Annotated in this window: 9 protein-coding genes; 5 read left to right on the forward strand and 4 right to left on the reverse strand. The window is 32.2% G+C overall.

Annotated features, from left to right (window positions below):
* Nucleotides 1–132: 132 nt before the first annotated feature.
* A complete protein-coding gene (locus N2251_RS09920; RefSeq protein ID WP_260586567.1) occupies nt 133–4,512 on the forward strand; it encodes a T9SS type B sorting domain-containing protein in 4,380 nt (1,459 codons plus the stop codon).
* The gene (locus N2251_RS09925) at nt 4,509–5,432 is read left to right on the forward strand and encodes a PorP/SprF family type IX secretion system membrane protein (protein WP_260586568.1); all 924 of its coding nucleotides are present in this window, start codon (nt 4,509–4,511) and stop codon (nt 5,430–5,432) included. The genes N2251_RS09920 and N2251_RS09925 overlap by 4 nt, the downstream gene beginning before the upstream one ends.
* 84 nt (nt 5,433–5,516) lie before the next feature.
* On the opposite strand, the gene N2251_RS09930 is transcribed toward N2251_RS09925, so the two are convergent.
* Complete coding sequence (locus tag N2251_RS09930; RefSeq protein WP_260586569.1) at nt 5,517–6,044, reverse strand: YkgJ family cysteine cluster protein; 528 nt, start codon at nt 6,042–6,044, stop codon at nt 5,517–5,519.
* A gap of 177 nt (nt 6,045–6,221) precedes the next feature.
* On the opposite strand from N2251_RS09930, the gene argS reads away from it, so the two are divergent.
* The 3 genes from argS to N2251_RS09945 all read left to right on the forward strand — a co-directional run bounded on the left by argS (nt 6,222) and on the right by N2251_RS09945 (nt 10,139).
* Nucleotides 6,222–7,997, forward strand: a complete 1,776-nt coding sequence (argS, locus tag N2251_RS09935) for an arginine--tRNA ligase (RefSeq protein ID WP_260586570.1) — start codon at nt 6,222–6,224, stop codon at nt 7,995–7,997.
* A gap of 230 nt (nt 7,998–8,227) precedes the next feature.
* Entirely contained in the window at nt 8,228–9,616 is a 1,389-nt protein-coding gene (gene lpdA / locus N2251_RS09940) for a dihydrolipoyl dehydrogenase (RefSeq protein WP_260586571.1), read from the forward strand.
* Nucleotides 9,617–9,686: 70 nt separating this feature from the next.
* Entirely contained in the window at nt 9,687–10,139 is a 453-nt protein-coding gene (locus N2251_RS09945; protein ID WP_260586572.1) for a heavy metal-binding domain-containing protein, read from the forward strand.
* A 402-nt stretch (nt 10,140–10,541) separates the two neighbouring features.
* On the opposite strand, the gene ettA is transcribed toward N2251_RS09945, so the two are convergent.
* The 3 genes from ettA to lpxD form a co-directional block, all read right to left on the reverse strand.
* Nucleotides 10,542–12,233 carry an energy-dependent translational throttle protein EttA gene (gene ettA, locus N2251_RS09950; RefSeq protein WP_260586573.1) on the reverse strand — a complete coding sequence of 564 codons (1,692 nt, stop codon included), beginning with the start codon at nt 12,231–12,233 and terminating at the stop codon, nt 10,542–10,544.
* 19 nt (nt 12,234–12,252) lie between these two features.
* Nucleotides 12,253–12,429, reverse strand: coding sequence for a CAL67264 family membrane protein (locus N2251_RS09955; protein WP_260586890.1), 177 nt, complete (start codon nt 12,427–12,429; stop codon nt 12,253–12,255).
* 116 nt (nt 12,430–12,545) lie between these two features.
* Nucleotides 12,546–13,532 (reverse strand): UDP-3-O-(3-hydroxymyristoyl)glucosamine N-acyltransferase, encoded by a 987-nt coding sequence (gene lpxD / locus N2251_RS09960; protein ID WP_260586574.1) that lies wholly within the window; start codon nt 13,530–13,532, stop codon nt 12,546–12,548.
* Nucleotides 13,533–13,598: the final 66 nt, after the last annotated feature.

A 13,598-nucleotide genomic window follows, 5' to 3' on the forward strand; every position in this document is an offset into this window, starting at 1 on the left:
TTATCAAATAATTAGGAAACAAGTTACAAAAATAAATTTTTACTAAACAAACAGTTGTCTATAAATTATGATGAATAATTATTTTAATTATCATAAATTGCAATTATTATTTACCCACTCATTTCAAAAATTATGCTAAAAGGCTGTTATACTATTTTAATCTTTTGCTTACTATTTTCTCAATTTAGCAGAGCACAAACACCTCCTAATGGTATAAATGACTTTAATACAATTGATATTAACGCCGTTTTAAATGTAACTGCTCCTGGATTACTAGACAATGATACTGATTTAGAAAACGACCCTTTAACTATTACTTTATTTACCATTAACGGTATTAATTTTACCGCAGGACAAACAGCCATTTTCAGTGAAGGTACCATTACGATAAATGCTAATGGTAGTTATAATTTTGTTCCTAACACCAATTATATTGGTATGGTAAGCGTTATTACATATACCCTTTTTGATGGTACGTTTTCTGCTACTGCAGACCTGCAAATAACAGTTGAAAATGAAAATGAACCCGAAGCTTTTAATGATTATGACACCGCTGAAGTAAATACGCTTTTATCTGTAAATGCTCCTGGTGTACTGGATAATGATACAGATGCTGATAACAATGTTTTAACAGTTACTTCTTTTACTATTAATGGTATTAATTTTGTTGCTGGTCAAACAGCCAATTTTAGTCAAGGTAGTATTACTCTAAATACAGATGGTAGTTATAATTTTACGCCTAACACTAATTACACAGGTAATGTTGATACTATTACCTACACTATTTCTGATGGTACTTATACAACTACTGCTGATTTATATTTAACTGTTGAAAACATAACCGATTTAATTGAGATAAGTAATATAGAGAGTTGTAATCAAGGCTATACTGTTAATGATGAATATAGAATACTCTATGAAATGTCGATAACAAATACAAGTACCGCTAGAGATTATCATGCTTCAAATCTTATTCGTAATATTAATTTAACAAATAATTTACAAGCTATTTTTGGTAATGGTTGTGTTACCGAAATTAGTGAAATGGAGATAACCACATCAGGAACCGTAGATTACGTAAACAATCCATATCCTTTAGAATACGGCACAACAAATGTAAATCCCAATTTTTTAAACCTAACATCAAGTGCAATTTTTGATAGCGCTACGATTAATAACGCTGTTTTATACCCAAGACAATCTATAAATATTAGATTTTGTGTTACAATTAATCCGTTTTGTAACGGACGCCCTAATCCTACACCTTCAGGATCTGGTATTGATTTTAATACAATTTTTAATGTTAGTTCGTCTATTGGAAATGCTACTGAAAATCTTTCTATATCAGATTTTCATACAACAGAAGCTATTATTGCTGCTGCATTACATGTACCTGAAACCAATCCTATCGTAAACTCTGATGGTACATTTGATTATAACAACCGAGTAATTATTACCAATGAAGGAGCTGGAACTGCTACAAATGTAAATTATAACATGGGCTTAGGTAATTTTATTGATAACGGAATCAATTTTAACAATATCGTTGTTTCTCAAATTTCTGGTCCAACCGTAACCATCAACCCTAATTATAACGGAGATACAGATTCCTTCTTATTAACCACTAACAATTCATTAGCAGCAGGAGAAACTATAATTTTAGAAATATTTTATCATATAGCCCCTATTTCATCTTCAAATGCCAATTCTTTTGATCAGTTAGAAATATCACAAACACAAGGTAATTTAGACGATTTTGATGAAACCATTTTAACAAACTCTAGAAGATATTCATACACCACTTGGTCAGATAGTTTAGGAAATCATTTAGATCGTTACTATACTACTTCCTCTCCAACAGGAGTCGCTTCATCTGCTTCTCAATGTACATGTACTACTACTAGTATGCGATTTTCATTTAGTGCTTCGTCATCAACCAAAAAAATTATTTCTTTGATTGATGAACAACCTAATGGAATTTTAGAACACCAAGAACTTACTTTTCAAATTACTATAACCAATACCAGTAGCGCTGTTCAAATTGAACAATTACAATTACAAGATGACTTAAATGCTATTTGTGGAGGAAATATTCTTTCAGTTAGCACTCCATTTTTTCAAAACTCTACAGCAACTACAAATCCCGTATTAAATCCATCTTACAATGGTACTTCTGATATTAATTTTTTTGATGGTAATTCTGGGATTTTAGAAGCCAATGAAACCATTACTATCCAATTTTCTGTTCTTTTTGAAGAAGAATGTATCGGTGATAATGTTGCTCAATTTACAGCTATTGACCCATTAAATAATAACGCAAATTCAACAGGAGCAATAGCCCTAAATGTTTCTACAGATACAGACAATGATACAATAAATAACGAAATAGATATTGATGATGACAATGATACCATTCCAGATATTGAAGAGTACAATGGTTTAGATCCGTTAGATGATCATGACGGCGATTTTATACCTAATTATAAAGACACCGATTTTAATATTGACGCCAATAATGATGGGGTTGTTGATGTTTTTGACTTTGATAATGACGGAATACCCAACCATTTTGATTTAGATAGTGATAATGACGGTATTTTTGATATTGTAGAAGCTGGAAATGGTCATTTAAATCTTACTTCTGAAGGAAAAACTGACATGAATGTAGGCTTAAATGGACTTCATAATACAATTGAAAACAATGATACTTTAGCAGCCTCAATAACTTACACAATTCGAAATACCGATACTGCAGGAAATCCTGATTATATAGACATTGATGCAGATAATGATGGAATTGTAGATAATATAGAAGCACAACCAACCAACAGCTATATACCGCCAAACAACACCTACCAAATCAATGGAGTTGACACAGCTTACCCAAACGGATTAACCCCTACAGATACTGATGGTGATCTTATTCCTGATTATATAGATTTAAACTCAGACAACGATATCCGTGATGACTACATTGAAGGATGGGACTTTAATAATGATGGAACACCCGAAACAATAACTTCAAATTCTGATGCTGATAATGACGGGTTAGATGATGCTTACGATCAAGACAACAACCTTGTAAATCCTACAAACAACCAAACTCCATCAAGTTTTCCTGATATCGATAATACTGATAATCCTGAAAAAGATTGGCGAGAAACTAATGCTATCTTTGTACTCATCAACAATGTAACTGCTAATGAAGGCGATCCTCTCCTTTTTACTATTTCATTAGTAACAAAAAACGACCATGCTGTTTTAACTCAAAGTGCCTCAATAATAAATATTAATTTTTCAAGCAGTGACGGAACAGCTACAACTACCCAATACACTATAGCTATAACTCCGTATGATTACAATCAAATAAATGCTTCAACAATAAGTATTCCTGCCTTTCAAGAAACAACAACTCTCAATGTTACTTCAATAGAAGACACTATTCATGAACTTGACGAACTTTTTACTATTAACGGAACCATAACCTCAAATAATACCGTTAATACAACTATTTCAGGAGTTGCAACCATTATTGATAATGAAGTACCACCATCAATCACCATGAACAATTCTATGGAAAACGAAGGTGTTGATTTAATGCATACAATTACCATTAGCCACCCATCATCAACTCCTATAAATATAGCTATAAACACAACTGATGATGTTGCTATAAGCCCTAATGATTACACAAGTATTAACGCCACTTTTACAATTAGAGGAACTGTAAACCCTAGCAATGCAAATACATCTGTTTCTTTTAATATCCCTACAATAATTGATAATTTAAACGAACCAGACACAGAAGATTTACTCGTAAATGGTATTGTAATAAGCAATAATATAAGCACCCAAGATTTAGATAAAACAGCCAGTATTATTGATATTGATCCAGACCCTATAATACAGATAGATGACGTAATAGTAACCGAAGGTGAACCTTTAGTTTTTACAGCACAACTATTAAATGCTAGTTTAGAACCAATGTTAAACCACTTACCTCTAAATTTTAATATAGAAACTTTTGATGTAACAGCAAACGGGACATTAGATTATCAAACATTAATAACCTCTAAAAATATATCTGCAAATACAAGTTCAACAACAATAATTATTCCTACGATTGATGATAGATTAAATGAAAATATAGAAACAATGTTATTACAAACAACAATAACAAGTTTAAATATATCAAATCCATCTAATATTATACTAAATACAGGTACTATTAAAGATAATGATGTCCCTAATCTGTTTTCACCTAACGGCGATGGAAAAAGTGACACCTTTAAAATTTCTGGAATTGAAGGTTTCCCAAACTTTAAACTCATAATTTATGATCGTTGGGGAAGTGAAATATATAACTACAATAATAATGGAAGAACAACACCTCTTTGGTGGAATGGAAACTACAATGGAAAACCTGTACCAGCTGGGGTTTATTATTACACGTTAGATTTTAATGATGGTAAAGCAAAAGTTAAAACAAACTTTATACAACTTATAAGATGATATTTACAAAAAAAGCATTCTTAACCGTATTTACTGTTTGTTATAGTATTATCTGTGCGGCTCAACAAACACCACACTACACGCAATATTTATACAATATGCAAATTATAAACCCTGCTACCGTTGGTGCAAGGTCAGATTTAAATATGTCTTTATTAACCCGCCAACAATGGGCTGGTGTAGAAGGTGCACCAACGACTAATACTTTTTCTATTAACGGACGAACAAATAATGGTTTGGGCATAGGAACAACTGTTATAAATGATAAAGTAGGTTTATCAGAAAGCACCAATATAAATGTAGATGCCTCATACACCTTAATAATGTCGAGATATACAAGGCTTTCTTTTGGATTAAAAGGAGGTATTACTTTTTTTAATGATAACTTATCTGAAGGAATCACACCAGACAATGAAACTTATAATTCAACAAACGGAAATTATCCTAACATTGGATTTGGTGCCTATTATTATACTAAAAAATACTTTGTCGGTTTTTCAATACCATACTTATTAAAAACTCCTCAATTTCAAATACAACAAAATTCATCAACTGGAGAGCTTTCTAGTAACATGAGTTATTTTATGACAGGTGGAGTGCGATTAGAATTAACAGATAATATTTTATTTAAACCATCTACCATGGTAAAATATGTTAAAAACCTTCCTGTCTCTATCGATTTTAATACTAACTTCCTTTACGACAATTTTTTAGAAGCAGGTATTTCGTATCGTTATGACGATTCTGTAAGCGTAATGTTTGCATTAATTATTGATGAAAAATACCGAATAGGATATGCTTACGACACTAAATTAACAGGATTAAGTAATAATTTTAATTCTCACGAAATTGTACTTCATATTGATTTTGACTTAAAAAGAAAAGGTCGATGGCTACAACATGAATCTTGTTATTTTTAACAGTTAATAGCAAGCATTAAAAATTATATCATTTGTTTTAACTGTAAAAATTCAATGCTTTTTACAGCTAAAACAAATATAATATTAACCTAATCTTTTTATTTTCTCGTTAGATCTAACTGGCAAACGCTTTTTAAGCTCTTCTACAATTCTGTATGTTGCAGGACAAATAGCCGTATTTGCTATTGTTAAATCTGCTATTTGAATAAATTTCTTACGATTTGTATGCGGATATTCTGAACATGCTTTCGGGCGCACATCATAAATAAAACAAGAATTATCACTTTCATCTAAAAATGAACATGGTGCTGTTTTTAACACCATAAAATTATCAGAATCACGCTCTAAATATTGTGCTTCAAAATCACGAACTTTCATTTTTAAATGCTTAGAAATACGCTCGATATCTTTATCTGTAAAAATCGGACTCGTAGTTTTACAACAGTTACCACAATCTAAACAATCAGTTTTTGCAAATTCCTTCTCATGTATATCTTGTACTACAACATCAAAATTTTTAGGAACTCGCTTTTTTATAGTGGCAAAGTATTTTTTATTTTGCTTTTCTACGTCTGCTGCTAACTTTTCTAAATTCTCTAAATCTTTATCCATAATTTTTATTTTAAGAAGAAGTTTCGATGCTATTAATTAACGCATAATTACCTGAAATAATATTCAGAAATATTAAAGACAAAACTTACTGCAAAACTAACCATATAAATTGTTAGAATCAGTTTAAATATCATCCAAATAAATTATGTAATTTTGCACTTCAATTTTCAACAACTAATGAGCATACAAACCTTAATAGAAACCAAAGTAAAAGAAGGATTTTTAGCCTTATATAATATTGAAATTCCTAGTGTAGAATTTCAAGCAACTCGTAAAGATTTTGAAGGAGATATCACCGTAGTGGTTTTTCCTCTTTTAAGGTATAAAAAAGGAAATCCAGTTCAAATAGGTAACGATTTAGGCGCTTATTTAGTTGAAAACGTTACTGAAATCACTAATTTTAATGTGGTAAAAGGTTTCTTAAACTTAGTAATTGAAAATAGTTTTTATACTGATTTCTTTAATAAAATAGCTACAGATACTACTTACGGATTTATTTCGCCTTCGGCGGATGATTCTTCTCGTATGGTAGAGTATTCATCGCCAAACACCAATAAACCTTTACACTTAGGACATGTTCGTAATGTGTTATTAGGATATTCGGTTGCTGAAATTTTAAAAGCTTCAGGTAAAAAAGTATACAAAACACAGATTATTAACGATCGTGGTATTCATATTTGTAAATCGATGTTGGCTTGGCAAAAGTTTGGAGAAGGAGAAACTCCAGAATCAACAGGTTTAAAAGGTGATAAATTAGTTGGTAATTACTATGTAAAGTTCGATCAAGAATATAAAAAAGAAATTGCGACTTTAATAGCTTCAGGAATTTCTGAAGATGATGCTAAAAAGCAAGCTCCTTTATTTATTGAAGCACAACAAATGTTACGTAAATGGGAAGCTGGAGACGAACAAGTTGTTACCCTCTGGGAAACAATGAACTCTTGGGTTTATAAAGGTTTTGATGTTACTTATAAGAGTATTGGAGTAGATTTTGACAAATTGTACTACGAAAGTAACACCTACTTATTAGGGAAAGATGTTATTGATGAAGGCTTAAAAAGTGGTGTTTTCTTTAAAAAAGAAGACGGCTCGGTTTGGTGCGATTTAACTGACGAAGGTTTAGACGAAAAATTGGTGTTACGTTCAGACGGAACAGCAGTTTATATGACTCAAGATATTGGTACCGCTATTCAACGCTCTAAAGACATGCCAGATGTTGGCGGAATGGTTTATACGGTTGGTAACGAGCAAGATTATCACTTTAAAGTATTATTCTTAATTTTAAAGAAATTAGGTTATTCTTGGGCAGAGCAATTGCATCATTTAAGTTACGGAATGGTAGATTTACCTTCTGGAAAAATGAAGTCTCGTGAAGGAACAGTTGTTGACGCTGATGACTTAATGGATGAAATGACAAATACTGCGCGTACGATTTCTCAAGAATTAGGAAAGTTAGAAGGTTATTCTGATGAAGATAAAGAAGAACTATATAGAATTATCGGATTAGGTGCTTTAAAATATTTTATATTAAAAGTAGATCCTAAAAAGAGAATTTTGTTTGACCCAAAAGCATCAGTAGATTTTCAAGGAAATACAGGTCCTTTTATTCAATATACCTATGCTAGGATTCAATCTATTTTAAGAAAAGCAGATTTTGACTCTTCAAAAGAAGTTACAATTGAATTGCATGCTAAAGAAAAAGAATTAATAAAACAATTAGAGTTATATCCTGAGATAATTCAGCAAGCAGCGAAGAATTATTCACCTGCAGTAATTGCAAATTACACGTATGAGTTGGTAAAAGAATTTAATTCATTTTATCAAAACGTACATATTTTAGGAGAAGAGAATCAAGATAAAAAAGTATTTAGAGTTCAGTTATCTAAAAAGGTAGCCGATACTATAAAATCAGCATTTGGATTGTTAGGAATTCAGGTTCCTGAGAGAATGTAGATACTTAACAAGTACAAGCGTTAGGGATTGAACGATGTGTTTGAGCTCTTTTTAGTTGTCAGTTCGAGTAAATTTATGAAGAATGAATAAATTTGTATCGAGAACAAAACTAAAAAAGCGAGTAGTGAAAGCCCGCTCGAACGCCCAAATTATCGATATGATTCTGAAAATGAAATCAGTCGAAGTGACATAAATAATAAGAATAAACAAACAACAATAAAAACATACACATGAAATACGACGTATTAATAATCGGAAGTGGTCCTGGAGGATATGTAACTGCAATTAGAGCATCTCAATTAGGATTTAAGGTTGGAGTAATTGAAAAAGAAAATTTAGGTGGAATTTGCTTAAACTGGGGTTGTATTCCTACAAAAGCATTATTAAAATCTGCTCAAGTTTACGATTACTTAAAACATGTTGATCAATATGGTTTAAAGGCAGAAGCAATCGATAAAGATTTCGAAGCGGTTATTAAACGTAGTCGTGGTGTTGCTGAAGGAATGAGCAAAGGTGTTTCTTTTTTAATGAAGAAAAACAAAATTGATATTATTAACGGTTTTGGTAAAATTAAAACTGGTAAAAAAGTTGATGTTACTGCCGAAGACGGAAAGGTAACTGAATATAGTGCAGATAATATTATTATAGCAACAGGTGCTCGCTCTAGAGTATTACCAAATTTACCACAAGATGGTAAAAAAGTAATCGGTTATCGTGAAGCAATGAGCTTACCAAGCCAACCGAAATCTATGATAGTTGTAGGTTCTGGTGCTATTGGTGTTGAATTTGCGCATTTTTACAATTCAATGGGAACTGATGTTACTGTTGTAGAGTTTATGCCGAATATTGTTCCTGTTGAAGATAAAGATGTTTCTAAGCAAATGGAGCGTTCTTTTAAGAAAGCGGGAATTAAAGTAATGACAAGTTCTTCTGTAGAGTCTGTTGATACTTCTGGTGATGGTGTAAAAGCTATTGTAAAAACCAAAAAAGGAGAAGTAACTTTAGAGGCAGATATTTTATTATCGGCTGTTGGAATTAAAACGAATATTGAAAACATCGGTTTAGAAGATGTTGGAATTATAACTGATAGAGACAAAATTTTAGTAAACGACTGGTACCAAACTAACATTCCTGGATATTTTGCTATTGGAGATGTTACTCCTGGACCTGCATTAGCACACGTTGCTTCTGCCGAAGGAATTACTTTGGTTGAAAAATTAGCTGGTGTACATACTGAAGCTATCGATTACGGAAACATTCCTGGTTGTACATACGCTACTCCAGAAATTGCATCTGTTGGTTTAACTGAAGAACAAGCAAAAGAAGCTGGTTACGAATTAAAAGTTGGTAAATTTCCTTTCTCTGCCTCTGGTAAAGCTACTGCAGCTGGAACTCCTGATGGTTTTGTAAAAGTAATTTTTGATGCTAAATACGGTGAATGGTTAGGTTGCCATATGATTGGTGCTGGTGTTACCGACATGATTGCTGAAGCTGTTTTAGGTCGTAAATTAGAAACTACAGGTCATGAAGTATTAAAAACAATTCACCCTCACCCAACAATGAGTGAAGCGGTTATGGAAGCTGTTGCTGATGCTTATGATGAAGTGATTCACTTATAAGACTCTTAAAAATTTATATAATTGAAACCTCGCCTATTTATTGGGCGAGGTTTTTTTTATATCTTTGAGCATGAAAAAATTAATCCCAATATTCGCTTTATTAATTGTATGTTTTTATTCTTGTAAAACAGAAGAAAAAAAAGCAGCTACACACCCATTAAACGTTCCTTTTAACGAACGCCCAATTCCTACACTTCCAAACAATAATAATCTTGCAACTAGTGTTGTAGGTGGCGCACATTATATCTGTCCAAAAAAATGTAAAGGAGGAATTTCTGGTGTTAAAGGCGCTTGTCCCGTTTGTAAAACAGCACTTGCACATAACCAAGGTTTTCATAATACACCGCAAACACCTACTACAACACCAATATCAACTCCTGTAGCACCACCTGCTGCCGGACCAAATGCTGCAGGCCAATACCACTATACTTGTACTAATGGTTGCGCAGGAGGCGGAGATGCTGCTGGTAAATGTAAAAGTTGTGCTGGAGATTTAGCACATAATGCTGCTTTTCATAGTTAAAGACTTACACAATTTATAGAAATAAAAAAAACCGAAGCAGCTTGCTTCGGTTTTTTTTATTTCTATAATTAATCAACTTAGCTTATTATGAAGCTCCATTAAATTGAGTATTTTAAACTTATTTTTATTTTATCATAAAACACACAAAACTAACAAATTACTAGCTAATTGATATTTAAAAACAAATTAATTATCAAATACTTAATAAAAACAATATTTAATTATGGTTTCGGCACACTTATTGCATTTAACAATGCTTTAACACAAATCACAAACTATGAAAAACTATCTACTAAACAGTTTTAATTATTGGTGGGAGAATTGTTAAATGAAAAGGAAAGAAAAAACTCGAAGTATGCTAGCTTCGAGTTTTTGTTTTTTATTGTAATATATGGTAACTAATTATCTAATTAATTTTCTATATTTAATACGTTTTGGCATTAAATCTCCACCTAAACGTTTCTTCTTATTTTCTTCATATTCAGAGAAACCTCCTTCAAAGAAATACACTTCACTATTTCCTTCAAAAGCTAAAATATGTGTACAAATTCTATCTAAAAACCATCTATCGTGACTAATAACAACCGCACAACCTGCAAAGTTTTCTAAACCTTCTTCTAAGGCTCTTAATGTATTTACATCTAAATCGTTTGTTGGCTCATCTAATAATAAAACGTTTCCTTCTTCCTTTAAAGTCATCGCTAAATGCAAACGGTTACGCTCACCACCAGAAAGTGTAGATACTTTTTTGTTTTGCTCACTTCCTCCGAAATTAAAACGACTTAAATATGCACGAGAATTTACTTGCTTTCCTCCCATCATTACTAAATCTTGTCCTTCAGAAAAGTTTTCCCAAATAGATTTATCTTGATCGATATTAGAGTGTGCTTGATCTACATAGGCAATTTTAGCAGTTTCACCTACTTTAAAATTTCCGCCATCAGGAGTTTCTTCTCCCATAATCATTTTAAAAATGGTGGTTTTACCTGCACCGTTTGGCCCGATAATTCCAACAATTCCCGCTTGCGGAAGATTAAACTCTAAATTATCATATAATAATTTATCACCAAATGCTTTCGAAACGCCACTCGCTTCAATAACATTGGTTCCTAAACGTGGTCCGTTAGGAATATAAATTTCTAATTTCTCATCAGTTTGTTTTTGATCTTGACTCATCAATTTATCATAGTTCTTCAAACGTGCTTTTTGCTTTGTTTGACGACCTTTTGCTCCTTGACGAACCCATTCTAATTCTCGTTCTAATGTTTTTTGACGCTTAGAAGCTGTTTTGCTTTCTTGTGCCATTCTTTGAGATTTTTGATCTAACCAAGAAGAGTAATTCCCTTTCCAAGGAATTCCTTCACCTCTGTCTAATTCTAAAATCCAACCTGCAACATTGTCTAAGAAATATCTATCGTGTGTTACTGCAATTACAGTTCCTTTATATTGCGCTAAATGGTGCTCTAACCAGTGAACAGATTCTGCATCTAAATGGTTAGTTGGCTCATCTAATAATAAAATTTCAGGTTCTTGTAATAAAAGTCTACATAAAGCAACTCTTCTTCTTTCCCCTCCTGATAAGTTTTTAATTGGCGTATCACCATCTGGAGTACGTAAAGCATCCATAGCAATTTCTAACTTCGTATCTAGTTCCCAAGCATTAGAAGCGTCAATTTTATCTTGAAGCTCTGCTTGTTGTGCCATTAACTTATCCATCTTATCTGCATCAGAATACACTTCTTCTAAACCAAACATATCGTTGATTTTATTGTATTCTTCTAAAATAGCTACAGTTTCAGCAACTCCTTCTTTTACGATTTCGATAACTGTTTTACTATCATCTAATTTAGGCTCTTGCTCTAAATAACCAACTTTATATCCTGGTGAAAAAGTTACATCTCCTTGAAAATTTTTCTCAACTCCTGCGATGATTTTTAATAAGGTAGATTTACCCGATCCGTTCAAACCTAAAATACCAATTTTAGCTCCGTAGAAGAAACTTAAATAAATATCTTTTAAAACTTGTTTATTAGTACTTTGAAAGGTCTTTGAAACCTTATTCATTGAAAAAATGACCTTCTTATCGTCTGACATTTTATTGTTTTTTTATTAATTAAACTCTTCCTTTTAATGCATTAAAAACCCATGCATTTGCAAAGAAACCTAAACCTACTGCTGCAAATCCATAGCCAGCTACTTCATCGTATCTAAAAGCTCCTAAACATACCAGTAAAAGACCTATTAAAATCATTATAAACGTTGCCCAAGCTAGGACAGTATTTTTATTCATTGCCATAATTTACTTTTTATAAAAAATGTGAATTGCAAATATCGGGATTTATTCTCTCTTTAAATAATTCGCATAAAAAAAATCTCACTAAATAGTAAGATTTTTTTATGCTATTTTTATCCTCTAGCTAACTTACGTAAAGCTACCCATTGTTTCATCATTTCACGAGCTTCTGCAGCTGGGTAACCAACTACTGTCTTTCCTGCCGCAACATCTGCTATTACTCCAGATCCTGCACCTACTTTTGCGCCTGAATGAATTGTTGTATGATCTTTTATAGAAGCACTTCCGCCAATAACAACACCATCACCTAAGGTAACTGACCCTGCTAATCCACTATTTCCTGCCATAATACAAAATCTACCTAATACCGAATTATGACCGATTTGAACCAAATTATCAATCTTACATCCATCGCCTAAAATAGTAGAGCTAAACTTACCTCTATCTATACATGAATTTGCGCCTACCTCAACTTGATTACCAATTACAACATTTCCTATATGCGGAATCTTAGTCAACCCTTTTTCACTTGGTCTGTAACCAAATCCGTCTGCCCCAATACTCACATTAGCGTGAAAAATACAATCATTTCCTACAATACTTCTTTCTCTAATTACGGTACCCGACCAAACTACAGTATTGTTTCCAATAGTCGTATCATCAAAAATTGAAACGTTCGGGTACAAAATAACACCATCTCCAATAACCACATTTTTACCAACATACGTGTTAGCACCAACCTTAGAACCGACACCTATTTTTGCTGTTTTATCAATTACTGCCGTTGAATGAATATCAGTTTCGAAATGAGGCCCATTTTCTTGAAATGCTTCCAATAATTTTGCCATTGCTAGATCGGCATTTGTTACTTTTATAAATGCTTTATCAACTCCTGGTTCAATTTCTATTTTAGCATCTATAATTGCTGCACTTGCATTAGAACTATCCCATAAACGCGCGAATTTCTTATTTCCAATAAAAGTAATTTGACCTTTTTTTGCTTTTTCTATTTGCTCTGGAGCGGTAATTTCTTCAGAACAATTCCCTATTAATTCTCCGTTTAATAATGAATTAATTTCTTTTATTGTAAATGATTTCATCTTGGTTTTTTGTAGTTAGTTTGCTAAAAATACTATTTAATTATCTAACAAAAAAAGTCCTGCAAA

This window comes from Tenacibaculum haliotis (genome assembly GCF_025215075.1).
GTDB lineage: Bacteria > Bacteroidota > Bacteroidia > Flavobacteriales > Flavobacteriaceae > Polaribacter > Polaribacter haliotis_B.

Excerpts from the sequence above, each read along its gene's own strand:
- N2251_RS09955 (WP_260586890.1), bottom strand. The coding sequence starts at position 12,429 with ATGAATAAAAATACTGTCCTAGCTTGGGCAACGTTTATAATGATTTTA.
- N2251_RS09925 (WP_260586568.1), top strand. The coding sequence starts at position 4,509 with ATGATATTTACAAAAAAAGCATTCTTAACCGTATTTACTGTTTGTTAT.
- N2251_RS09920 (WP_260586567.1), top strand. The coding sequence starts at position 133 with ATGCTAAAAGGCTGTTATACTATTTTAATCTTTTGCTTACTATTTTCT.
- ettA (WP_260586573.1), bottom strand. The coding sequence starts at position 12,233 with ATGTCAGACGATAAGAAGGTCATTTTTTCAATGAATAAGGTTTCAAAG.
- N2251_RS09945 (WP_260586572.1), top strand. The coding sequence starts at position 9,687 with ATGAAAAAATTAATCCCAATATTCGCTTTATTAATTGTATGTTTTTAT.
- argS (WP_260586570.1), top strand. The coding sequence starts at position 6,222 with ATGAGCATACAAACCTTAATAGAAACCAAAGTAAAAGAAGGATTTTTA.
- lpxD (WP_260586574.1), bottom strand. The coding sequence starts at position 13,532 with ATGAAATCATTTACAATAAAAGAAATTAATTCATTATTAAACGGAGAA.
- N2251_RS09930 (WP_260586569.1), bottom strand. The coding sequence starts at position 6,044 with ATGGATAAAGATTTAGAGAATTTAGAAAAGTTAGCAGCAGACGTAGAA.
- lpdA (WP_260586571.1), top strand. The coding sequence starts at position 8,228 with ATGAAATACGACGTATTAATAATCGGAAGTGGTCCTGGAGGATATGTA.